The following is a 22,708-nucleotide window of genomic DNA, read 5'->3' on the forward strand; positions in this document are numbered from 1 at the left end:
AACCGCATGCAAGAGCCCAGCTCCCGTGCGAACACCGCACGAAACCGGCGCAACACCGCCCTTGACGGACGACACGACAGGACTTCCCTTGCCTGTTCGCCAGCAATGCGCCCTCAGGCATTGCCCTTATCACCCCATCAGGAGGTGTCTCTCATGCTGAAGCATCTGAATATCGACGAGATGGTCGCGCTCCTTTCCCCATGGGTCGAGGACCCGGAGCAACGCCGGCTGTTCCTGGCGATCCCCGAGATCGCGGCGCTCCACCCGCGGGTCGTGGAGGCCCACGAGGCGGTGCTCGCGGTCCAGCCGAGCAGCGGCGGAGGCCGCATGTCGTCGAAGCTGCGCGCCATCGTCGACGAGACCAGCGAGGTCGACCGGCGCCACGACCATCTCGCGCGGGCCGTATCCTACGGTATCGACGCGCACCGCGAGCTCTGCCTCGCCGAAGCGCCCTCGGACGCCTCCCGCGCCGCGCAGTGTGATGCCGTCCAGAAGCAGCTCTTCCCGGGCGGCCTGTCCATCGTCAACGCCTCGACGCTCGCCGAGGCGGGCAACACCACGCGCATCGCTCGCCTCCTCGAGGACGAGCCCGGGATCGCCGGCTTCCTCAGGTCCGTCCCCGCCCACGGCAAGGCGTCGCTGCTCGATGTCGTGAAGCGCTGGCTCGCCAAGGGCCGGGAGCTCCAGACGCTCGAGCGCGCCCGCGCGGAGATCGAGGCCACCGAGACCACCGCCCCCGCCAGCAAGACCACGATCCAGGCCGCGCGCAGCCAGTGGTTCAAGATCGTGGCGCTCGTGCTCTCCAACCTCGAGCTCTCGCGCGCTCCGGCGCGCGATATCGAGATCATCCGCGGGCCCGTGCTCCGGGCCTCGAGCCGCGCGGGCAAGCGCTACGCGAACAGCAAGCCGGCGCAGGCTTCGCAAGAGGAGGACGACGCGGGCATCCCCGCCACCGAGCCGAGCGGAGCCCCGCCGGGGGAGCCTGGTGAAGGCGTGCGCGGCGACGCGAGCGCGCTGGTCTCTCTCGGCGGGACGCGGTAGGAGGGCGCCATGCTCAAGCACAACAGCTACTTCAACGGCAACGTCCAGAGCGTCGGCTTCGAGCGCCACGGGCGCCGGCAGACGGTGGGTGTCATCGACACCGGCGAGTTCCACTTCTCGACCGAGGCGCCGGAGCGGATGACGGTCGTCGCCGGCGAGCTCGCGATCCGCATCGACGGCTCCACGGAATGGCGTGCCTATCCGGCAGGGACGTCGTTCGAGGTGGCAGCCAAGAGCGGCTTCGACGTCAGGGCCACGCAGCCCACCGGCTACTTCTGCGAGTTCCTCTGAGCGCGCCGGCGGCCTAGGCCCCTAGGCATCGAGCCAGCGCCGCTCCAGCTCCAGCGTGGCCACGTTGTCCGGCACATTGCCGAGGAACTTCCCGCGCCACACCGGATCGCCGATCTTTCGCGCCCGCTCGATCAGGCGCTCCCGCGCCGAGGCGATCGCCATCACCGCCTCCCGCCGGTGGCCGCAGGCCGAGAGCGCCTCGGCGTGCGAGAGGCGCACCAGCGACTCGCCCACCTCGGCCCCCATCGACTCCAGCAGGCAGAGCGCCTCGGTCGTCGCCGCGAGCGCGTCCACCGCCTGCCCCGCGTCGAGCAGCGCCCGCCCGAGCACCGCGTACGCGAAGGCCCGCAAGGGCGGCGCGCCGTACAGGATCGCGACCGCGGCGCGCGCCTCGCGCTCGGCCCCCCCGAGATCGCCCGCCTGGAGCACGATCCTCGCGAGGCACGCCCGCCCGGCGCCCTCCCCGCGCGCGTCGCCGAGGCGCTGGGACGTCGCGATCGCCTCCTCCGCCGTCCGCCGCGCTTCCTCGACGAGGCCCTGCTGCGCGAGCACCGGACCGAGGTTGAGGAGCGCGCCGAGCCGGACGTCCGACAGGCCCATCCGCTCCGCGTCCGCGAGCGACGCGCGCAGCGCCGCGTCGGCGCCCTCGAAATCGCCGAGCTCCGCGTAGCAGGAGCCCAGGTTGTTCCTCGCCCAGCAGGCGTTGCGGCGATCCCCCGCGTGCTCGAACGCCGCGAGCGCCGCCTCGAAGCCCGCGAGGCACGCGCCGGGATCGCCGACCGCCATCGCCCGGTACGCGCGCGCCTCGTGGAGCCGCGCCAGCACCTCGACCTCCTGCTCGGTCTCCTCGGCGTCCTGCTCGATCCCGTCGAGCAGCTCGTCCGCGAGCTGGTACCGCCCTCCGAACACGAGCCGCCCGGCGCCCGCGCACAGGCACACGCTGCGCGCGGGGCGCGCCGAGCGCCGCGCCTCGGTGCCCTGCGCCAGGCGCAGCAGGCCCTCGACCTGGTCGTGGTTGCCGCGCTTCGAGGCCGCGAGGATCACCTGCGTGAGCGCCGAGAACCACGGCGCCGACCCGGGCGCGAGCCGCTCCAGGGCCTCGGTCCCCCGCCGCTCCGCAAGCGCGAACTCGCCCCGCCAGAGGTGCGCCTCCGCCTGGCAGAGCCGCAGCGCCCCGGCCGTCGCCTTCGAGGCGCCGCGCGCGATGCCGCGCTCGACGCGCTCGATCGCCGCGCCCAGGTCGCTCCCGAGCAGCGCCTGCTCGGCCGCGCGCAGGGTCGCCGCCGCGGCCCGCGCCGGCTCGCCGCCGCGCTCGAAATGCTCGGCCAGGGCCATCGGATCCGCCACGCCCGTCCGCTCGAGCCACTCGCCGGCGAGCCGGTGGCCGAGGCGGCGATCGTGATCGGTCAGCATCCCGTACGCCGCCTCGCGCACGAGCGCGTGCCGGAACCGGTACTCGGCCGCCTCCGGCGCGCCTTCCACAGAACGCCGGACGATGAGCTCCCGCACCTCGAGCTCGGCGAGCAGCGGCTCGACCTCCGCCCGGCCGACCAGCGCGGCGACCCCGCTCCGCGAGAAGGTCTCGCCGAAGATCGCCCCGGCCCGCAGCGCGCGCCGCGCGCCCACGTCGAGCGCGTCGAGCTCCGCCTGCACCATCGCCAGCACCGTCTCGGGCAGGTCCACGCCCTTGCCCGCCGCCGCCGCGCGGATCTGCTCCTCGAGGTAGAAGGCGTTGCCGTCGGCGCGCTCGACCAGCGTCGCCACGAGCGCCGGGCTCTCGCGCTCGCCGAGCACCTGGCGCACGAGCCGCTCGCTCGACCGGCGCGAGATCCCCGCGAGGCGGAGCTTGTGCCCGCGCCGCTCGTCCCACAGCTTCGGGAAGAGCTCGTGCACCTCGGGCCGGCCGAGCGCCATGACCATGAAAGGCCGGTCCTTCAGGTTCCGGAGCGCGGCGTCGACCATCGTGACCGTGGGCAGATCGCCCCAGTGCAGGTCCTCGAGCACGAGGAGGACCGGCTGCACCGCGCACTCGGCGCGCAGGAAGTCCTCCCAGGCGAGGCGCAGCTGATCGCCCATGAGCATCGGGTTGCGCCGCGCCGCCCGGAGCTGCACGTCGTCGTCCGGGAACGGCGCGCCGACGAGCTCGCCGAGGAACGTCGCGACCCGCGCGGCGTCGAGCGCCGCGTGCCGCTCGACCCGCGCCCGCACCTTGCGCCGCCGCTCCTCGACGGGATCGGCGTCCGTGAGGCCGATCGCCCGCCGGAGCGCGTGCGCGAGCAGGCCGAAGGCCGACCCGGCGCTCATCGGATCCACCTGGCCGAGCCACACCTCGACCGGCTCGCCGTCCTCCCGGATCGCGCGGACGAGCTCGTGGCGGAGCCGCGACTTGCCGATGCCCGCCGGCCCCGTGACGAGCACGACGCTCGGGGTCGACTCCTCGATGCAGCGGGCGAGCTCGTCCCGGATCAGCGCGAGCTCCCGCTCGCGCCCGACGCACGACGTGGCCTTGCCGAGCACGTGGGGCGGCGCCTCCGGCTCCTCGCGCGCGCCGTGGAGCCAGGGGCCCCCCCCGTCGGACGTGATCTCGAACCGCGCGCCGAGCAGGCCCGCCGTCACCTCGTCGATGCGGATCGCCGGCGCGCGGGACGTCGCTCGGCCCTCGGGGAGCAGCTGGACCACGCGGTCGATGAGGTCGCCGATCGGCATGCGCGAGGCGATCTCCGCCCTGCCCGTGACGACCGCGACCGGCGCGCCGCCGAGGAGCGCCTGGACGGCGAGCGCGCAGCGGGCGGCCCGGGCCGCGAGGTCGGTCGTCGCGCCGGCGCCGGACAGCACGACGAGCGGCAGCCGCGCGTCGACGAGCTCGAGCTGGCCCTTGTAGCGCGCCGCCGTGGTCGAGAGCGCCTGCGCGCGCGCCTGCTCGTCGACCTCGGGGGGAGACGGATCGGCGGCGGAGAGGCCGTCGCGCGCGAGGACGAGGCACATCACCTTGCGCTCGCCGGTCGTGAGCTCCGGCGGGCGGACGGACATCGCGGGCGGGCGGACGGAGATCGCCGCGGGATCCATGAGCCCGGCGAGCTCGATCGCGACCGCGTTGCCGTCGCTCGGCCGCCCCTCGGGCGACTTCGACAGCATCCGCTGGACCAGCGCGTCGAGCGCCTCGGGCACGTCGTCGCGGAGCCACCGGAGCGACGGCGGCTCCTCGATCAGCACCTTGACGAGCACGGCGAGCCCGCGCGCGCCGCGGAACGGGGCGCGCCCCGAGACGCACTTGTAGAGCAGGCAGCCGAGCGCGAAGACGTCGGCGCGCGCGTCGACATGCGCCTCGCCGCGGGCCTGCTCCGGCGCCATGTAGCCGGGGGTGCCGAGGATGGCGCCGGGCATGGTGAGCTGCTGGTCGATGCCGGACATCCGGACGACACCGAAATCGATGAGCGTGATGCGGTCGATGGTGCCGCCGACGAGGAGCAGGTTGCTCGGCTTGAGATCGCGGTGGACGACGCCGAGCCGGTGCACGGAGCCGAGGGTGGTCGCGACGCGCCGGGCGAGCTTGAGGCTCTCCTCCAGGGTGAACGCCTGCCGGGCGAGGCGCTGGGAGAGGGTCTCGCCGGTGAGCCACTCCATGGCGAGGTAGGGGTGGCCGTGCTCCGTGCGGCCGTGCGAGATGTACCGCACCACCCCCGGCACCCGCAGCGTGGCGAGCGCCTGCGCCTCGCGCGCGAGGCGGTTCGAGTCCTGGGAGGCGGCGTTCTGGAGGACCTTGAGGGCGATGGTCTCGCCGGTCTTGAGGTCGCGCGAGCGAAAGACGTGGCCCATGCCGCCGGCGCCCGCGAGCTCCATGATCTCGAACCGGCCGTCGATGACGTCTCCCGCTCGCATTGCCTGCCGTCGCTCCGGATCGTCCGCCCTGTGTGGGAGCTACGCGAAGTTCACCTGAATGGCCAGCGGTTCGGGGTTACTGGCGTGTCCCCGGAAGCGGGCGCCGCGAGGCGCCGCCGCCGTCATGCAATCACCACCGATTGCCGCGCTCCGGTGCGCATCGTCACCAGAGAGCGCGGCCAGGGGCAACTCTGCAGCGTCGAAGCGCCGGCGGCCCGCGGCCACGAGGGCAGTCCGGTGCTCCACCGCCGTCCACCGGAGCGCGCTCCCACGAGGCACCCGCTCGGCGCTCCGGCGGCGCGCGACGAGGGCAATGCGGCACACCGGCGCGGCCCAGCCGCTGAGACCGGCGCGGCCGTGGTGACCCAGGCGCTGGCCGCTCCCGCCGCGGCGACGCGCCTCGGCCGGCGGCCCGCGCCCCGGACCGCCTTCGCCCCGTTGTCCCGCGGGCCGCGCCCCATTTTTCCCCGTCCCGTGCCCCGCGGCTTTTTCGTCCAGGCGACCTCGGGTGCGACGGGCGGCCGATGTGAAGCGGCGCGCGCCGGAAAACAAAAAAACAAGGCGCGGGAGCCCTTCGTCGTGTGACGCTGCGCGCGGCGCTTCCTCTGTCGCGTCTGCGTGATAAATGAGCTTGTCTGGGGAGAGGGGGGAGGCGACCGGAACGCGCTGGACCCCCCTTTGTCAAGCGAAGGAGGCCGCTCTTGTCAATCGTGCCCGGAACCGTTCTGCTCCAGCGCTACCGCGTGGTACGTCATCTCCGCCGCGAAGGCCTCGGTGAGGTGTTCAGCGCCGAGGACGCGAGCACCGGCCGGCGCGTCGCGGTCAAGGTGCTCGGGGAGCCCCCGGTGCGCCAGGAGCCGGGAGGCGTGCTCAACACGCCAGAGCGCATGCCCCAGCAGGAGGCCGAGGCGCGCTTCCGGCGAGAGGCGGTGGCGTGCGAGCGGCTGCGGGGCCCGCACACACTGCCCTCGCTCGACGGCGGCAAGGACCCGGCGCACGGTCCTCTCCTCGTGTTCGAGCTGCGCGAGGGGGAGCTCCTCAGCGAGCGCATCTCCCGGCAGGGGCCACTCCCGTTCAGCGCCGTTCACCCGCTGGGCGGGCAGCTCTGGTCGGCGATCGCCGAGCTGCACGAGATTGGCATCATCCACCGCGACATCAGCTCCGCGAACGTGCTCCTCGACCAGGGTCCTGACGGCGAGCGGCTGACGCTCCTGGATCTCGGCTCGTGCAAGCTCCCTCCCGGGCTCTCCGACGCGGGGCCGACGTTACCGAGCCGGTGTCTCGGCGATTTCAGGTTCGCGCCGCCCGAGCAGCTCACGAAGGGGAAGACGGTGGATCACCGGGCCGACCTCTATGCGGCCATGACGGTGATCTTTCACGCGCTTACCGGCGAGCTCCCCTACGCCGCGCGCAATCTGATGATGCTCGCCGATCTCAAGACGAGGACGCCGCCGCGCCGCCTGGGCAGCCTGATGCCTCCGCCGGTCGACCGGGAGATCGAGGTGTTCGTGAACAGGGGTCTGGCGCACAGTCCGGACCGCCGCTTCGCGAGCATCGCCGAGGTGATCCAGGGCTGGCAGGCGCTGAGCCCCGCCACCTGAACGTCTCGACGGCTCTCGCGCGGCCCCACCGCCGCTGAAGGCTGGACACCCGGCCTCCCGATTCCACCGCAGCGTCCCCGCACCGACAGGAAGGCGCCCGGACAGCGCCGCGCGCTTCCTGCCTTCCTGCTCCCCCGCCCGATTTCTCCGCGAGGCCAGGCGCCCCTGCCCGGCCGAGGCCGCCGGTCCGCCGGCGGGCTCAGCTGGACGGCGGAATCCCCCTGCCGCCGGCCGCGCCCCCAGGCCCCGTCGCTCCGCGGCGTATGCGTCCGACAGCGCGCGCCGGCCTGGGCGGCGCTTCACCAGCGCTGCCCCGGCGTTCCGGAGCAGGGCTCCCCCGTCGACGCTCCGTTCAACCAGCAGCCGTCACCGACCATTGCGACAACGTCCCTCTTTTTCTCACCATCATCGCTTCCGAACAGCGTTTACCGCACAGGCCGGTTCCTCTGCGATGCGAGGACGGTTGCCGTCGGGTGCTTTACCCGAACGAGCCGCGTTATCCCGGAGCAAGCGGCGATTTCGCGCGCTTCGTCGTCACGGGAAAAGGGCGGGCCTTACCGCCTGGCGTCTGACGAGGAATACGCATCTTCGATCAAGAAACTGCATCTCACAGCATTGCAGAGGGTGAGCACGCATGTTAATCCCGGGTGCGCTCGTCGCCGCGCCCTCTCGCGCGGCGCCAGGGCAACTGGATCGGCGTGCCGCTCGTTTTGCGCATGTTGCGCATGTTGCGCATGTTGCGCACGTTGCGCACGTTGCGCAGGTGTCCGCGAGGCGTCTTTCGCCTCTCCGGGGCCGCCGCGGTGTACCTCGGGACCGGCGCATTCCGGGCCGGCACGCCGTCTGGGATCTCTCAACCCTTGCCGCCACCACGCTATGACGACAACTACCTACCGCTATGTCTTCCTGGGGCTCTCCATCACGTCTTCGTGGGGCAACGGCCACGCCACGACGTACAGAGCGCTCCTCCGGGCGCTCGCGTCGCGCGGCCACCGGATGCTCTTTCTGGAGCGGAACCTCCCCATCTACGATCAGCACCGCGACCTGCCCAACCCGCCTTACGGCACGACCGAGCAGTACTCGAGCATTACCGAGCTCCGCGATAGATTCTCACGCGCCGTGCGCGAAGCCGATCTCGTGATCGTCGGCTCCTTCGTACCGGAAGGGGCGACGGTCGGGGCATGGATCACGGAAGAGGCCCGCGGAAAGGCCGCGTTCTACGATCTGGACACCCCCGTCACGCTGGGCCGGCTGGCGCACGGGGATCACGCGTACCTGACGCCGGCGCTGATCCCGCGGTATGATCTCTATCTGTCGGCGACGGGGGGCCCGACGCTGGAGCGGCTGGAGCGCAGCCACGGCGCGGTGCGCGCGCGGGCGCTCTACTGCTCGGCGGACACGGACGTGTACCATCCCCAGCCGGCGCCGATGCGCTGGGATCTCGGCTACCTCGGGACCTACAGCGACGACCGGCAGGCGGCCGTCGAGCGGCTCCTCCTCGAGCCGGCGCGGCGCATGCGCCGCGGGCGCTTCGCGGTGGCGGGCGCGCAGTACCCGGCGTCGCTCACGTGGCCGGAGAACGTCTCCCGGACGGAGCACCTCCCGCCGGACGAGCACCGCATCTTCTACAACTCGCAGCGCTTCACGCTGAACCTGACCCGCCGTGCGATGGTCGAGTCCGGGTGGTCGCCGAGCGCGCGCCTGTTCGAGGCGGCCGCGTGCGGGACCCCTGTCCTGAGCGACGCCTGGCCGGGTATCGAGACGTTCTTCCAGCCCGGCGAGGAGATCCTGCTCGTGCGCTCGCCGGAGGACGTGCTCCGGAAGCTCAGGGAGATGAAGGAGGACAAGCGCCTCACGCTGGGCCAGCGGGCGAGGCAGCGCGTCTTCGCCGAGCACACCGCGATGCACCGGGCCGAGGCGTTCGAGCGCTACACCCGCGAGGTGCTCGAGGCCGCCAGCCGGACGCGCGCGCGCCGCGAGCGCGACGGGCAGCTCACGGCGTCACAGGTCGAGAGCCAGAGCGGCTGACGCTTTGGCCTGGCCACCCGCCTGCTCCCCTTGCCGCTGGGGGCGGCGCGCAGTAGGCCAGGCAGGTGCGCTCCACGCCGCTTCACCCCGTCGCCCGGCTGCCTGAAGACTGGTCGGCCTCGCTGGCTGCCCGCGGAGAGCGGTCGTTCACGGCGAAGCAGGTATTCCAGTGGATCCATCGCCGCGGCGTCCTCGATCCGGCCGCGATGACGAACCTCCCGGCGCGGCTGCGCGAGCACCTCGCCGCGGAGGGGCTGGGTGAGGTGCTGACGCCCGAGCGGGTTCATCGCTCCGAGGACGGCACGCGCAAGCTGCTCCTGCGCCTCCGCGACGGCGCGACCATCGAGACGGTCCTGCTCCCGTCGGTGTCGGGCCCCGGCTCGCACGCGCAGCTCGACGCCGACGCGGCGGCGGCCGACGACGAGGACGACGATGCGGCCGCGGAGGCGGACGCCGCGCCGCGCGTCCGCGTCACCCAGTGCATCTCGACGCAGGTCGGCTGCGCCATGGGGTGCAGCTTCTGCGCGAGCGGCGTGGCGGGGCTCAAGCGCCACCTCGGGGCCGAGGAGATCGCGGGCCAGGTGCTCCTCGGGCGGGCGATGCTCGAGGAGGGCGAGGAGCTCCGCAACGTCGTGTACATGGGCATGGGCGAGCCGCTCCACAACTACGAAGCGACCGCTCGCTCGCTGCGCCTGCTCACGCACCCGGAAGGGATCAACCTCTCGACGCGGCGGGTCACGGTGTCCACGTCGGGCCTCGTGCCCGAGATCGCGCGGCTCGGAGCGGATTTTGGCGGGCAGATCGCGCTGGCGATCTCGCTGCACGCCGCGGACGACGAGACGCGCTCGGCGCTGATGCCCATCAACCGCAAGCACCCGCTCGACGAGCTGCTCGCGGCGCTGCGCGCTTACCCGCTGCCGCGGCGCCGGCGCATCACCATCGAATACACGCTCGTCGCCGGGCAGAACGACGATCCCGCCGAGGCGCGGCGGCTGGCGAAGCTCCTGCGCGGGCTCCCGGTGAAGATCAACCTCATCCCGATGAACCCGATCGAGGCCTCCTCGCTGGGTCCGCCGGCCCAGGAGCGCGTGGCGGCGTTCCAGGAGGTGCTCACCCAGGCGGGATACTCCTGCTTCGTTCGCCGCCGGCGCGGCGATGACGTCTCGGCGGCCTGCGGGCAGCTCGTGCTGCTCGGGGCCAAGCCGAAGGTGCGGCGGGCGCTCGGCTGACGCTCGCGCGCGCCGCCCCCCCGGGAGCGTGCGAGCGAGCGCCGCCTGCAGCGGGCGTCTTGACGCGCCGCCGCGCGGGGGCGTAGCTGTCGGCCGTGTTGAAGAAGATCCTCGTCGCCAACCGTGGAGAGATCGCCTGCCGCGTCCTCCGAACCTGCAAACGGCTCGGGATCGCGACGGTCGCCGTGTACTCCGACGCGGACGCGAGCGCGCCGCACGTCGCGATGGCCGACGAGGCGGTGCGCATCGGGCCGCCGCCGGTCCGGGACAGCTACCTGGTCATCCACGCGATCGTCGAGGCGGCCCGCGCGACGGGCGCCGACGGCATCCACCCCGGGTACGGGCTGCTCAGCGAGAACCAGGCCTTCGCCGAGGCCGTCGTCGAGGCCGGCGTCACGTTCATCGGCCCGCCGCCCGCGGTGCTCCACGCCTTCGGCGACAAGATCCTCGCGCGGGATCACGCGCGCGCGGCCGACGTCTTCCCGCCGCCGGGCACGGGCGGTCCGGTCGACCCCGCCGACGTCGAGGCCGCCCAGCGCGCCGCCGAGAGCATCGGCTTCCCGCTGCTCGTCAAGGCCGCGGGCGGCGGCGGCGGCATCGGCATGCAGATCGTCACCGATCCAGGCAAGCTGTCGCGCGCCCTCACCGCGTGCTCCGACCGCGGCCGCGCGGCGTTCGGGGACCCGCGCGTGTACATGGAGCGGTACATCGAGCGCCCGCGCCACATCGAGGTGCAGGTGCTCTGCGACGGGCAGGGCGGCGCCGTCGCGCTCGGCGAGCGCGAGTGCAGCGCGCAGCGCCGGCACCAGAAGATCGTCGAGGAGACCCCGTCGCCGGCCGCGTTCTTCCAGGGAGCGGCGGGCGAGGTCCGCCGGAAGGAGCTCCACGACAGCGCCCTCCGGGTCGTGACGGCCGCCGGCTACGTCGGCGCGGGTACCGTCGAGTTCGTCGCGGCGGAGAGCGGCGAGCTCTTCTTCCTGGAGGTCAACGCGCGGCTCCAGGTCGAGCACTGCGTCACGGAGATGTGCACCGGGCTCGACCTGGTCGAGCACCAGATCCGCATCGCGGCGGGCGAGCCGCTCGCGCCGGAGGTCCGGAGCCACACCTACCGCGGCCACGCCATCGAGGCGCGCCTCTACGCGGAGGATCCGGCGAAGAAGTTCGCCCCCCAGCCCGGCCGCATCACCGCGCTCCGCTGGCCGGCCGCCGGCGACGACCTGCGGATCGAGACCGGCGTCGCCGAGGGGCTCGAGGTGACGCCGTTCTACGACCCGCTGCTCGCCAAGATCGTCGCCCACGGCCCGACGCGCGACGAGGCGATCGCTCGCCTCGACCGGGCGCTCGCCGAGACGACGATCGAGCTCACCGGTCCGGCCGGGCCCGCCGCGACCAACCTCGCGTTCCTCCGCCAGATCCTGCAGGACGGTGATTTCCGCGGCGGGCAGTACGACACGCGCTTCGCCGAGGCGCTCGCCGCCGGCAAGAAGGTGGGCTGACGCTCGGCCGAGCGGGCTGAGCGGTCCGAGCTGGCCGGGAGCCGCCGGCTACGTAGGCGCCGGGCCGGCGGGCCAGCGCGCGGCGGTCGCCGCCCGCGCTGCCGCCGCGCTGAATCGCGCGCTCGTGGTGCAAACCACGGCCGGCATGAACTAAATACCAGGCGTGAGCCACGACTTCGTCCTCGAGCCCGCCGAACGCTGGCTTTCCCACGACCCCGATCCGGAGACCCAGAGCGAGCTGCGCCGGCTCATCGACGCGGCCAGGGCAGGCGAGGACGGCGTCCGCGCCGAGCTCGCCGAGCGCTTCGCCGGCCCGCTGGAGTTCGGCACCGCGGGCATCCGCGGCGTCCTCGGGGCCGGCGAGAGCCGGATGAACCGCGCCGTCATCCTCCGCACGACCGCGGGGCTCGCCCGTCACCTCCTCGAAGCGCTCGGCGACAAGGCGCGGAGCGCCGGCGTCGTCATCGGCTACGACGGCCGCCGGATGAGCCGAGAGTTCGCGGAGGACACCGCCTGCGCCCTCGCCGCCGCGGGCATCCCGAGCCACCTCTCGCCCGTCCCCTGCCCCACGCCCGTCGCGGCGTTCGCGGTCGGCCACCTCGGCGCGGCCGCGGGCGTGATGGTGACGGCGAGCCACAACCCGCCCGAGTACAACGGCTTCAAGGTGTACTGGGACAACGCCGCGCAGATCATCCCACCCCACGACACCGGCATCGCGACGGCGATCGACGCCTCGCCGCCGGCGGATCAGGTCCCCCGCATGCCTCTCGACGAGGCGAGGAGGCTCGGGCTGGTGCGCGACTTCCCCGAGGAGCTGGAGCGGAGCTACCTCGGCGCGATCCGCGGCCTCGCGGTGCGGAGCGACGGGGATCGCGATCTCTGCATCGTGTACACGCCGCTTCACGGCGTCGGCAATCGCCTGGTCCGCCAGGCGCTCGGCGAAGCCGGCTTCACGCGCGTGGCGAGCGTGCCCGAGCAGGCCGAGCCGGATGGCGGGTTCCCCACGGTCGCGTTCCCGAACCCCGAGGAGAAGGGCGCCATGGACCTGGCGTTCGCCCTCGCGAAGCGGGAGGGCGCCGACCTCGTCCTCGCCAACGATCCCGACGTCGACCGGCTCGCCGTGGCGGTGAGGCGCCCTGACGGCGAGTACGTGCAGCTCACGGGCAACCAGGTCGGCGTGCTCCTCGGCAATTACCTGCTCACCGAGGGGCGCGCGCAGGGCGCGGACGAGCGCCGGCTCGTGCTGGCGTCCTGCGTCTCGACTCCGATGCTGGGCGTCATCGCCGCGGCGCTCGGGGTTCACTACGAGGAGACCCTGACCGGGTTCAAGTGGATCGCCAACCGGGCGATGGACATCGAGCGCTCGACCGGGGCCCGCTTCGTGTTCGGCTTCGAGGAGGCGCTCGGCTACACCGTCGGCCCGGTCGTGCGCGACAAGGACGGCATCAGCGCCGCGGCGCTGGTCGCCGAGCTCGCGGCGGTGCGCAAGGCCGAGGGCAGGACCCTGCTGGACGAGCTCCAGGCGATCACCCGCAAGTACGGCCTCTACATGAGCGGGCAGCGCTCGTACACCCTGCGCGGCGTCGACGGCCTCGACAAGATCGCCGCGATCATGGCCGCGCTAAGGAAGAGCCCGCCGGCCGCGATCGGGGGCGTCCCCGTGGTGGCGTGGCGCGATTTCGAGGCGCGCACGCGCACCACGAGCGACGGCCTGGTCGAGCCGCTCGTGCTGCCTCCGAGCAACGTGCTCGTGTACGAGCTCGACGACGGGAGCCGGCTCATCGCCCGCCCGAGCGGGACGGAGCCGAAGATCAAGTTCTACTTCGACGTGCGCGAGGAGGTCGCCGCGGACGAGCCGCTGGCCGACGCCGAGGCCCGCGCGGCGGCGCGGCTCGACGCCCTGGCCCTGGCGTTCTCGGGCCTCGCCGGCATCGGCTGAGAGGGAGCGGCCCCGTCAGCCGCCCGGGCTGCGGAAGGCGGCGCGGCCGACGAAGAACGGGCCCATCTGGCTGATGAACTCCGAGGTCTGGCGGGTCTTCCGCATCGTCTGCACGATGTGGGAGAGCGGGTGGAGCTCCTTGCCGACGAGCCCGATCACGAACTCGTTGTCGCGGGCGTCGAGGCCGTGGCACGCGAGGCGGATGTCGTGGGCGAGGTCCTGGGCGCCATAGGCCCTGCCGATGGTGCCGTGCTCGCGCAGGATGCTCCCTTGCTCGCGCCCCTCGAGCTTCGAGAACGCGCCGCTGCGGCGGAGCGGATACCACACCGCCCACGGCCAGGCGGGGTTCAAGACGGTCTCCGCCGGGCGCCGGAGCAGCCAGAAGTCGAGATCCTGCTCGTAGCCGGTCGAGTACGTGCGCCCCAGCATCGTGAAATCGGGGCGAAGCTCCAGGGCTCGGAGCTCGCTGCGGTTGAGCGCCGGGCGGACGGTCTGGACGAAGACGGCGGGGTCCTCCGCCCATGTGAGCACGGCGATCCCGCGCGGATCGTTGATGTCCTCGTAGACGACCGCGCCGACGCGCTGCGACGCGAGCGCCTGGCCGGCTGCGCGGGTCAGCTCCGCCGGATCGGCGTCGCCGGGGCAACGGAACACGAGCAGCTGCATGAACAGCCGGCCGTCGATGACCTGCGGCCGGCCGTCGCGCGGCGCCCCCCGCTCGGCGACGTCGATGTGCGGCAGCTCGGGCTCCGCGTGGCCGGCGGCGGGCCGGCCCGTGGTGGGTTCGCTCATGGGCGTAGGGGTACCGAGGTTCGGGGAGGACGGCAACTGCCAGGCGCAGCACCTCCGCACCTGCCGCGAGCGCCCGTCGCCGCTGCGAGCCCCCGTCGCCGCGACGAGCGCCCGTCGACGGCCACGACGACCGACGAGCGCGGCGCGAAATCACGTAATGCGCATCACACCATTGCGCGCGCAGACGTCTGCGGCGGTCGCGGGGGGTCTGGCGTCTCGGGTCGAAAGGAGAGCTGGACAACCGGCGTGATCTTGCGCAGGGCCACGTCGGCTCGTGTCGCACGGCTGCTCCCACGTAATCATCTCTTGCCATCGAGCCCGACTCACGCTCCCCTGCAAGGTACAACCACGACTCCTGGAGTTGCCCCGACGATGTGCTCCCGGGCAGGGTTTCCCGTCCGAGGGTACGTGCGCCGCGCCCTCGATCGGGCTCAGCTTCGCCGGGGCCTTCCCGCCGTAGGTTCGCCGCGATGAAGACGCACGAGACGAAGACCAAGACCTCGATCCCCGCCGGTAGATGCAAAGGAACGTTGCTGGTCAACCTCCGGTCGTTCGTCACGACGACCCGCGACGCCGGTGCATGGGAGCGCCTGGTGACGTCGCTGCCCAAGTCAGACCGGGACGTACTCTCTCAGCCGCTGCTCGCGAGCAGCTGGTATCCGATCGGCGTCTGGAACCGCGCCTTGCGAACGCACGCGCGGACTGCGAGCGACCAAACCGCTGAGCTCAAGCGGTTTGCCCGCTACGTCGCGGATCGCGACCTCAATACGGTGTTGAAGTTCGCGCTCTCGATCGCCATGCCCGACACGATCGTCGCCCGGACTGGAATGTTCTGGTCGCGCTACTTCGACTCCGGGAAGGTCTTCCCGCGCATGGTGAAGCCGCGGGAGTGGGTGCTGACCATCACAGGCCCGACCGGGGACGACGAGGGGCCTTCCGCGATGAACTGCGGAGAAGGCGTCTGCGGCTGGGTCGAGCAGGCGCTCCTCCTGTGCGGTGCATCCACCCCCAAGGTAACCCACCAGCGGTGCCGGTTCCGCGGCGCGACGGAGTGCCTCTCCGAGGTCGTATGGTGAGCGACCTGAGCGAGATCGGCCCTCTTGTCGTTGCGGCGGCGCCCTCGTTTGCCTATTGACTTGCTCCTTCACCTTGATCCAGACTGGATGCAGGCAGGACACATGTACACGAAGCCTCCCATGGTGAGGTCCTCGCGCTGCCCCTCTCGTCCTTCGTGCTCGGGATCAGCATCGTGCCTGCTTTGCGGATTGTCTCCTGACGGCCGCTGACCGGTCGGCCTGCGGAGATTCGGTGGGGTAGAGACCGGCGGGCAGCCACGAGGCAGATTGACCCAGCAACCCTACAGGTAATTTCATGCTGTCACCTCGCTCGCAGCGGCATAAGGAAGTCAAGGACAGCCTTCAGGCGACGCCGCACCCGGTCTGGGTCGAGGACATGCTCGAATCTCTGGCCGACCAGTGGAAGGCCGCGGTCTACACGCCGCCGATCGCGCAGACGATGACGGAGCCGGTCGATCAGGAGATGTGGAAGGGGCTCCTCCGGGAGTTCTTCTGCGTGGTCGAGGCGTTCCCGAAGTACATGGGGCTCAGCCTCGCCAAGACGACCTATGGCCAGTCGCCGCGCGACTCCCTCGTGCGAGACTGGCTCATCGGCAACATCCGGGTCGAGGCGCTGCACGTGCGCTGGTACCTCGACTGGGCGGCGTGGCACGGGCACAGCACCTCGGACATCACGAGCCACCGCCCGAGCCCGGAGATCGCGTCGCTCTTCGAGTGGCTCTGGTCGGTGTCCTACCGCGGCTCCCTCGCGGAGGCGGTCGGCGCGGTGAACTATGCGATCGAGGGGGTCATCGGCGAGTGTTCTCGCGTGGTGCTGCCGAGCTTTACGAAGCTCTATGGCGAGGGGAGCAAGTCGCTGACGTGGCTCGCCGCGCATGCGAACTACGATGATGCCCACCCGCGCGAGGCGCTCGAGATCGTGAAGCTCGCGACCACCTCCGCCGAGGAGATCCGCCGGGTGCATTCGAGCATCTCCCGCTCGCTCGAGCTGTTCGAGAAAGCGTTCAGGGCCTGCAGCGTCCCGCACCGCGGCGGCAGCTGACGCGGGCACCTCCTGGCAGCGCCGCGCACGACCGGCGCCGAGCCCCAGCGGAGATACGAGATCTCCGAAGAAGCCTCATAGAACACAAGGCGAGCGCCCCGCGGTGCCGGCGCGTGACGGCGGTAGAAATCGCCGGGATTCCTGCCCTGCGGCACCACGCAGCACGCGAGAAACGGACCGGCTCGAGGCGAGAACCCTCGGAGATGCCAAGATCGCCAGTCGGCCTTCTCCCCTTCTCTTAGCCTCTTCGCCGTTCGACTCATTGACCAGCGCCGCCCCCGCGAAGCGCCGGCCAGGCCCGCCCCCTGCTGCGGTTTCCCCCCACCGCCCCGCTGTCCGCCGGGGCAGAGCGGCGGTCTCTCGCACAGGAGACGGGCCCAGATCGGCGTTTTCGGCGCGCAAGCGCACTCCTGTGCGCTGAGCACCGAAAACGTCGAGGTGGGCCCGTATCCGAAGCGAGTGACCGCCGCTCTAGCGGCCGTAGACGGCTTTGCGGACCTTCTTCTTGAGATCGTCGAGCACGAAGGGCTTCGTGATGTAATGGCGTGCGCCCGCCTGGATGCCGGCGATGACGTCCATCGGATCCGACTTGGCGGTCAGGAAGATGATCGGCACCCGGCGCGTCGGCTCGTGCTCGCGGAGCCGCTTCGTCATGCTCACCCCGTCGAGCTTCGGCATCATGATGTCCACGATCACCAGATCGGGCCGCGGCTCCTGCTGGGCCAGCGCGAGCCCATCGACCCCGTTCGTCGCGACCACGGTGTCGAACTCGTCGCCGAGGAACCGGGCGATCATCGCCGCCGTGTCCTGCTCGTCCTCCACCACCAGGATTCTCTTCTTCGTCACGGTCACCATCGGCGCCGAGAAAGATAGCGCGGAGCGGACGATGCGGGCGGTGTGCCGGGATTTTTTCCGAAGAACGTTGGAGACACATCGATTTTATTCACCGACAGCGCAAGCGCCGTCTGCGCCGGAGGCGTTCAGCGAGGAGGGCGTGCGGCGCCGACGCACGGATTTCGCCCGGAGCAGGGCTGTCTCAGGCACACCGCTCGGCGTCCGAGGGTCAGGTCGCGCGGGCGGCCGCGCGCTCGAGGAGGGAGGCGAGGCGATCGAGCGGAATCGGCTCCACGAACGTGCTGCCGATGTCCCGCATCAGCACCGTCCGGACCGACGAGCCCCGGCGCTTCTTGTCGAGCGACAGGAAGCGCAGCGCGGCGGAGACCGGCTCGTCCTCGATCCGGGTGGGCAGACCGAGCCGCGCGAGCAAGCGGGTCGCCCGGTCGGCCGCCGCGCGATCGGTCACGCCCAGCGCGCAGCCGACGCGGAACATGGCGACCATGCCGAGCGCCACCGCCTCGCCGTGCGCCAGCCGGACGAACCCCCCCTCGGCCTCGAGGGCGTGCCCCAGCGTGTGGCCGAGGTTCAGGAGGGCGCGGTCGCCCGACTCGCGCTCGTCGCGGGCGACGATGGCCGCCTTCACGGCGATCGAGCGGCGGATGATCTCGGCGAGCAGGCCGGGGTCGCGCGCGAGGACGCGGTCGGCCTCGCGCTCGAGCAGCATGAGCAGCTCCGGATCGCCGATGCAGGCCGACTTCACCACCTCCGCGAGCCCGCTCCGGTAGGCGCGGTCGGTCTCGGTGGCGAGCGCCGCCGGGCTCGCGACGACCGCGGACGGCTGGTGGAACGTTCCGACGGCGTTCTTCGCGGGGCCGAGGTCGACCCCTGTCTTGCCGCCTACCGAGGCGTCGACCATCGCGAGGAGCGTGGTCGGCGCCGCGACCCAGCGGACGCCCCGCAGCAGCGTGGACGCAGCGAACCCGCCGATGTCGGTCACCACACCCCCGCCCTGCGCGAGTACCACCGCCCCGCGATCGGCGCCCGCGTCGATCATCGCCGTCAGCGCCGCCTCGACGGCCGCGAGCCGCTTGTGCTCCTCGCCGGGCTTGAGCACCGTGACGGCCGCGGCCGGCGTCCCCTGCGCCGCGAGCGCGGCGAGCAGCGGCGCGCCCCAGAGGCGGCTCACGTTCTCGTCCGTGACGACGAAGACGGACGTCGGCGCCAGCGCAGCGATGGCGTCCGCCGTGGACGCCGCCCCGTCGGAGGCGATGCGCACCGCGTAGCTCTTGTCGCCGAGCGGCACGAAGAGCGGGCGATCCGCGTAGGCGCGGAGGACCCGCGCCGCGACGTCCGCGGGGGAGACGCCGTCGGTCACGACGCACGCGTGGGCCTCGGCATAGACGGGGGCGCGCGCGGCCAGGAGCTCTCGGATGCGCGCCTCGCGATCCGGCGCGCCGTCGAGGAGCGGGCGGTTGCCGTTCGGCGTGCGCGCGGCGATCGTGCGCGGGGTGGCGGTGAGCGCGACGACGCAGCCGCGCTCGATCGCCTCGGCGCGGAGCGCGGGATCGACCAGGGCGCCGCCGCCGAGGGCGATGATGCGCGGGCCGCGCGCCGCGAGGAGCCGGCGCAGGGTCGCCGCCTCCAGCGCGCGGAAGCCAGCCTCGCCGCGCTTGGCGAAGAGCGACGGGACGCTCTCGCCGGCCTCCTGCACGATGGCGTCGTCGAGATCGAGGAACGGGAGCCCCGTGCGCGCGGCGGCGATGCGGCCCACGGTGGACTTGCCTGCCCCCATGAAGCCGGTGAGCAGGAGCGGAGGTGCGTCGGGAAGGAATTCCATGGCCTTCAGTAAGAGCGGACCTGCTGGAGGTAGCTGTCGACGTTGCGCGAGAGCTCCGTGAGGCTGTCGCCGCCGAATTTCTCGAGCAGGGCGGCGGCGAGCGTGATCGCCACCATCGCCTCGCCGACGACCGAGGCGGCCGCGACGGCGCAGACGTCGCTGCGCTCGAAGGCGGCGTCGAACTGCTCCTTGGTGCGCACGTCGACCGACGGGAGCGCGCGCTTGAGCGTCGCGATCGGCTTCATGGCGGCGCGGCAGATGAGCGGCATGCCGTTCGTGATGCCGCCCTCGAGGCCGCCGGCGCGGTTCGACGGGCGGGTGAACGCGTGCGCCCCCTGATCGTAGGCGATGGGGTCGTGCACCTCGGAGCCCGAGATGCGCGCGGCCTCGAAGCCGATGCCGATCTCGACGCCCTTGATCGCCTGGACGCTCATCAGCGCCTGCGCGAGCCGTCCGTCGAGCTTGCGGTCCCACTGCACGTGGCTTCCGAGCCCGGGCGGCAGGCCCGTGGCGATCACCTCGAAGACGCCGCCGAGCGTGTCGCCCCGGTGCGCGGCCTCGCGGATGGCGTCGCGCATCGCCTGCGCGGCAGCGGCGTCGACGCACGCGAGATCCGAGGCGCGGGCGCGCTCCCGGAGCTCGGCGAGCGGGAGCTCACCCCCGCCCGAGGCGGCGGAGGTCGGCGACGCCACCGGGCCGATCGACAGGACGTGGGCGAAGACCTCGACGCCGACGGACCGGAGGAGCTTGCGGCAAACGCCGCCCACCGCGACCCGCGCCGCGGTCTCGCGCGCGCTCGCCCGCTCGAGCACGTCGCGCAGGTCCCGCCGGGCGTACTTCAGGCCGCCGGCCAGATCCGCGTGGCCAGGGCGCGGGCGGGTCAGCGCCTCGGGCGGCTCGGGGAACGGCTCGGGGCCCATCCGCCCGGCCCAGCTCGCGTGATCGCGGTTCTCGATCACCATGGCGATGGGGCCGCCGAGCGTCTCGCCGCCGCGCACGCCGGCGACGAGGCGGACGCGATCGGTCTCGATCTTCATCCGCCCGCCGCGCCCGTAGCCGCGCTGGCGACGCGCCAGATCCTCGTCGATGTCCTCCGCGAGGAGCGGCATGCCCGCCGGAATACCCTCGACGGTCGCCACGAGCTCCGGCCCGTGCGACTCGCCGGCCGAAAGCCACCTGAGCTGCGTCATCGTGTGGAAAACCTCCTCCGCGCCCGGAGCCCCGGGCGAAGCTTGCTGCGTATTACAGGTCGATCTGCTCCACGTCGACGCCTTGGGCGGAAAATGGGGAAGAATGGCCAGCGGCGTCTCCGCCAACCTGGGTCGGAGAGCGGACAGCGGAGCCAGCCTGGGTCGGGGAGCGCACGGCGCCGTCCGCGACGACCGGCTCCCCGAGGAACCTGGCCGCCACGGTGGCGAAGCTCTTCGGTAGATCCGTGACGAGGAGCGAGAGGCCGCCCGGCGTGCTCCGGGAGGTCGCGAGCCCCCGCTCGGCGAGGAACGAGGCCACCTCCTCCGCGGTCGCCGACGCGCTGTCCACGATCGGGAGGGGGCCGCCGGCGAGCGACGCCGTCTCGGCCTCGATCGCGGCGCGGAGGAGCGGGAAGTGCGTGCACCCGAGCACGATCGAGCGGGCGCCCGCGCCGATGAGCGGCTCCAGGTACCGCCGCGCGACGAGCCGCGGGACCTCGCCCTCGATCCATCCCTCCTCCGCCAGCGAGACGAGCAGCGGAGCTGCCTGGCCGGCGACCTCGGTGCGGGTGCTGAGCGACGCCACGGCGCGGGGATAGGCGCCGGACGCGATGGTCCCGGCCGTCCCGAGCACGCCGATCGTCGCGCCGCGCGACGCCGCGACGGCAGCGCGGGCGCCGGGCAGGATGACCCCGAGGACGGGCAGGTCGAGTTCGACCCGGAGCATGTCGATCGCGACGGCGCTCACCGTGTTGCACGCGACCACGATCGCCTTGACGCCGCGGCCGATGAGCACGCGCGCGCAGCCGAGCGCGTAGCGGACCACCGTCTCCGGCGACCGCGTGCCGTACGGGACCCGCGCCGTGTCGCCCAGGTAGACGATGTCCTCCGCAGGGCAGCGCCTGCGCAGCGCGCGCACGACCGTGAGGCCGCCGAGGCCCGAGTCGAACACGCCGAGCGGCGCGTCGCTGTGGGAGGTCACGGCTCCTCGATGCGGAACAGGTGCACCGGCTCGCGGAGGAACTGCTCGCGCGCGATCGCGTCGAGCGCGCTCCGCACGAGCCCCTCCCGCGCGTCATGCGTGATGAGCACGACGTCCACCGCGGGCTGACGAGCGGCCGCCCCGCCCGCGGGCGCCGCGCCCGAGCCCGAGTTCGTCGGCCCCTGCTGCACGATCTGCTCGATGCTGACGCCCGCGTCGCCGAGCGCGCCGGCGAGGCGCCCCATGACGCCGGGCCGGTCCTCGACCGCGAAGCGCAGGTAGTACCGGGAGACGATCTCGCCGAGCGGGCGGACCGCGCGGGGCTTGATCGACATGCCGCGGCCCTGCATGCCCGCGACGCCCGACGCGATCGAGCGCGCGACGTCGAGGATGTCGGAGACGACGCTGACCGCGGTCGGCAGGTCGCCGGCGCCGCGGCCGTAGACGAGCGACGGGCCGACGGCGCGCCCCTCGAGCAGCACGGCGTTGAGCACGCCGGAGACGTTGGCGAGCACGCTCTGCTTCGGGATCAGCGTGGGGTGCACGCGCAGCTCGATGGAATCGCCGAGGTCGCGGCCGATCGCCAGGTGCTTGATGGTGTAGCCGAACCGATCGGCGTAGCGGTGATCGGCCTCCTCGATGCTCCGGATCCCGGAGGTGTGCACGTCGGCGCTGTCGACCTGCGCCCCGAAGGCGAGCATCGCCAGGACGATCAGCTTGTGCGCGGCGTCGTGGCCGTCGACGTCGAGCGACGGGTCGGCCTCGGCGTAGCCGAGCGCCTGCGCCTCGCGCAGCGCGGCGTCGAACGACGCGCCCGTGTCGCGCATGCGCGTGAGGATGTAGTTGCAGGTGCCGTTCAGGATCGCGGTGACGCGCTCGACCCAGTCGCTCGCGAACGCGTCCCGGAGCGTCCGGATGATCGGGATGCCGCCGCCGACCGCCCCCTCGAACGCGAGGTCGACCTGGCGCGCCGAGGCCCGCGCGAGGAGCGCGGGGCCGTGGGCGGCGAGCAGCAGCTTGTTCGCGGTGACCACGCCCTTGCCGCGGTCGATGGCGCGCTCGATCAGCGCGCGCGCGGGCGTCTCACCGCCCATCACCTCGACGACGACGTCGATCGAGGGGTCGTCGACGACCTCCTCGGGGTTCGTGGTGAGCACGCCGCGATCCAGGGCGGCGACGCGCTCCTTCTCGAGGTCGCGCACGACCACGCGCTTCACGACGAGGGGGACGCCCGCGCGCTCCGCCAGGTAACCGGAGTTCTCGGCCAGGAGGCGCAGGACGCCGCCGCCGACCGTCCCGCAGCCGAGGAGCCCGATCTGGATCGGGGCGCCCCCGCGGAGGCGCCTGCGATCGCTGGCGGCGTGAGGTTCAGGGTTCAAGTTCAAGGGCGGACCGCCTTCCGTCTTCATGCGCGCGGAGCTTAGCGCTTCTCGCGCCGATAGGTGACG

16 protein-coding genes are annotated in these 22,708 nt (G+C 72.6%); 9 read left to right on the forward strand and 7 right to left on the reverse strand.

Annotated features, from left to right (window positions below):
- Positions 1 to 153: 153 nt before the first annotated feature.
- Entirely contained in the window at positions 154 to 1,041 is an 888-nt protein-coding gene (locus WMF39_RS26335; RefSeq protein WP_437739236.1) for a hypothetical protein, read from the forward strand.
- Positions 1,042 to 1,050: 9 nt separating this feature from the next.
- Entirely contained in the window at positions 1,051 to 1,332 is a 282-nt protein-coding gene (locus WMF39_RS26340) for a pyrimidine/purine nucleoside phosphorylase (RefSeq protein ID WP_437739237.1), read from the forward strand.
- Positions 1,333 to 1,353: 21 nt separating this feature from the next.
- On the opposite strand, the gene WMF39_RS26345 is transcribed toward WMF39_RS26340, so the two are convergent.
- Complete coding sequence (locus tag WMF39_RS26345) at positions 1,354 to 5,211, reverse strand: serine/threonine-protein kinase (protein WP_437739238.1); 3,858 nt, start codon at positions 5,209 to 5,211, stop codon at positions 1,354 to 1,356.
- Between the two features lie 710 nt (positions 5,212 to 5,921).
- On the opposite strand from WMF39_RS26345, the gene WMF39_RS26350 reads away from it, so the two are divergent.
- The 5 genes from WMF39_RS26350 (at position 5,922) to WMF39_RS26370 (ending at position 13,504) form a co-directional block, all read left to right on the forward strand.
- A complete protein-coding gene (locus tag WMF39_RS26350) occupies positions 5,922 to 6,812 on the forward strand; it encodes a serine/threonine-protein kinase (RefSeq protein ID WP_437739239.1) in 891 nt (296 codons plus the stop codon).
- Positions 6,813 to 7,688: 876 nt separating this feature from the next.
- Complete coding sequence (locus tag WMF39_RS26355) at positions 7,689 to 8,840, forward strand: CgeB family protein (RefSeq protein WP_437739240.1); 1,152 nt, start codon at positions 7,689 to 7,691, stop codon at positions 8,838 to 8,840.
- A 65-nt stretch (positions 8,841 to 8,905) separates the two neighbouring features.
- Positions 8,906 to 10,069: a 23S rRNA (adenine(2503)-C(2))-methyltransferase RlmN gene (gene rlmN / locus WMF39_RS26360; RefSeq protein ID WP_437739241.1), complete on the forward strand. Its 1,164-nt coding sequence runs from the start codon at positions 8,906 to 8,908 to the stop codon at positions 10,067 to 10,069.
- Positions 10,070 to 10,164: 95 nt separating this feature from the next.
- Positions 10,165 to 11,565, forward strand: coding sequence for an acetyl-CoA carboxylase biotin carboxylase subunit (locus WMF39_RS26365; protein WP_437739242.1), 1,401 nt, complete (start codon positions 10,165 to 10,167; stop codon positions 11,563 to 11,565).
- 163 nt (positions 11,566 to 11,728) lie between these two features.
- Positions 11,729 to 13,504, forward strand: a complete 1,776-nt coding sequence (locus WMF39_RS26370; RefSeq protein ID WP_437739243.1) for a phospho-sugar mutase — start codon at positions 11,729 to 11,731, stop codon at positions 13,502 to 13,504.
- Positions 13,505 to 13,519: 15 nt separating this feature from the next.
- Here the strand turns inward: WMF39_RS26370 and WMF39_RS26375 are convergent, their stop codons facing one another.
- Complete coding sequence (locus WMF39_RS26375) at positions 13,520 to 14,296, reverse strand: chlorite dismutase family protein (protein WP_437739244.1); 777 nt, start codon at positions 14,294 to 14,296, stop codon at positions 13,520 to 13,522.
- A 470-nt stretch (positions 14,297 to 14,766) separates the two neighbouring features.
- Between WMF39_RS26375 and WMF39_RS26380 the strand changes: the two genes are divergently transcribed.
- Together WMF39_RS26380 and WMF39_RS26385 are read left to right on the forward strand one after the other, a co-directional pair.
- Positions 14,767 to 15,372, forward strand: coding sequence for a hypothetical protein (locus WMF39_RS26380; protein ID WP_012237471.1), 606 nt, complete (start codon positions 14,767 to 14,769; stop codon positions 15,370 to 15,372).
- Positions 15,373 to 15,667: 295 nt separating this feature from the next.
- Positions 15,668 to 16,414 (forward strand): TenA family transcriptional regulator, encoded by a 747-nt coding sequence (locus WMF39_RS26385; RefSeq protein ID WP_437739245.1) that lies wholly within the window; start codon positions 15,668 to 15,670, stop codon positions 16,412 to 16,414.
- A gap of 471 nt (positions 16,415 to 16,885) precedes the next feature.
- Here the strand turns inward: WMF39_RS26385 and WMF39_RS26390 are convergent, their stop codons facing one another.
- The 5 genes from WMF39_RS26390 to WMF39_RS26410 all read right to left on the reverse strand — a co-directional run bounded on the left by WMF39_RS26390 (position 16,886) and on the right by WMF39_RS26410 (position 22,639).
- A complete protein-coding gene (locus WMF39_RS26390) occupies positions 16,886 to 17,260 on the reverse strand; it encodes a response regulator transcription factor (protein ID WP_437739246.1) in 375 nt (124 codons plus the stop codon).
- 217 nt (positions 17,261 to 17,477) lie between these two features.
- Positions 17,478 to 19,088, reverse strand: coding sequence for a 3-dehydroquinate synthase (aroB, locus tag WMF39_RS26395; RefSeq protein ID WP_437739247.1), 1,611 nt, complete (start codon positions 19,086 to 19,088; stop codon positions 17,478 to 17,480).
- A gap of 5 nt (positions 19,089 to 19,093) precedes the next feature.
- Complete coding sequence (gene aroC, locus WMF39_RS26400; protein ID WP_437739248.1) at positions 19,094 to 20,278, reverse strand: chorismate synthase; 1,185 nt, start codon at positions 20,276 to 20,278, stop codon at positions 19,094 to 19,096.
- A gap of 52 nt (positions 20,279 to 20,330) precedes the next feature.
- The gene (murI, locus tag WMF39_RS26405) at positions 20,331 to 21,260 is read right to left on the reverse strand and encodes a glutamate racemase (protein WP_437739249.1); all 930 of its coding nucleotides are present in this window, start codon (positions 21,258 to 21,260) and stop codon (positions 20,331 to 20,333) included.
- On the reverse strand, positions 21,257 to 22,639 hold the full coding sequence (locus tag WMF39_RS26410; RefSeq protein ID WP_437739250.1) for a homoserine dehydrogenase: 1,383 nt from the start codon (positions 22,637 to 22,639) through the stop codon (positions 21,257 to 21,259). The genes murI and WMF39_RS26410 overlap by 4 nt, the downstream gene beginning before the upstream one ends.
- Between the last annotated feature and the right edge of the window lie 69 nt (positions 22,640 to 22,708).

Origin of the sequence: Sorangium sp. So ce1504 (assembly GCF_051521635.1) — a bacterium.
In the GTDB taxonomy this organism is placed as follows: domain Bacteria; phylum Myxococcota_A; class Polyangia; order Polyangiales; family Polyangiaceae; genus Sorangium; species Sorangium cellulosum_B.

Bases quoted from the DNA above. Each gene is read 5' to 3' on its own strand.
- WMF39_RS26385 (WP_437739245.1), top strand. From the start codon at position 15,668: ATGCTGTCACCTCGCTCGCAGCGGCATAAGGAAGTCAAGGACAGCCTT.
- WMF39_RS26335 (WP_437739236.1), top strand. From the start codon at position 154: ATGCTGAAGCATCTGAATATCGACGAGATGGTCGCGCTCCTTTCCCCA.
- WMF39_RS26375 (WP_437739244.1), bottom strand. From the start codon at position 14,296: ATGAGCGAACCCACCACGGGCCGGCCCGCCGCCGGCCACGCGGAGCCC.
- aroB (WP_437739247.1), bottom strand. From the start codon at position 19,088: ATGGAATTCCTTCCCGACGCACCTCCGCTCCTGCTCACCGGCTTCATG.
- WMF39_RS26355 (WP_437739240.1), top strand. From the start codon at position 7,689: ATGACGACAACTACCTACCGCTATGTCTTCCTGGGGCTCTCCATCACG.
- aroC (WP_437739248.1), bottom strand. From the start codon at position 20,278: ATGACGCAGCTCAGGTGGCTTTCGGCCGGCGAGTCGCACGGGCCGGAG.
- WMF39_RS26380 (WP_012237471.1), top strand. From the start codon at position 14,767: ATGAAGACGCACGAGACGAAGACCAAGACCTCGATCCCCGCCGGTAGA.
- WMF39_RS26345 (WP_437739238.1), bottom strand. From the start codon at position 5,211: ATGCGAGCGGGAGACGTCATCGACGGCCGGTTCGAGATCATGGAGCTC.
- WMF39_RS26340 (WP_437739237.1), top strand. From the start codon at position 1,051: ATGCTCAAGCACAACAGCTACTTCAACGGCAACGTCCAGAGCGTCGGC.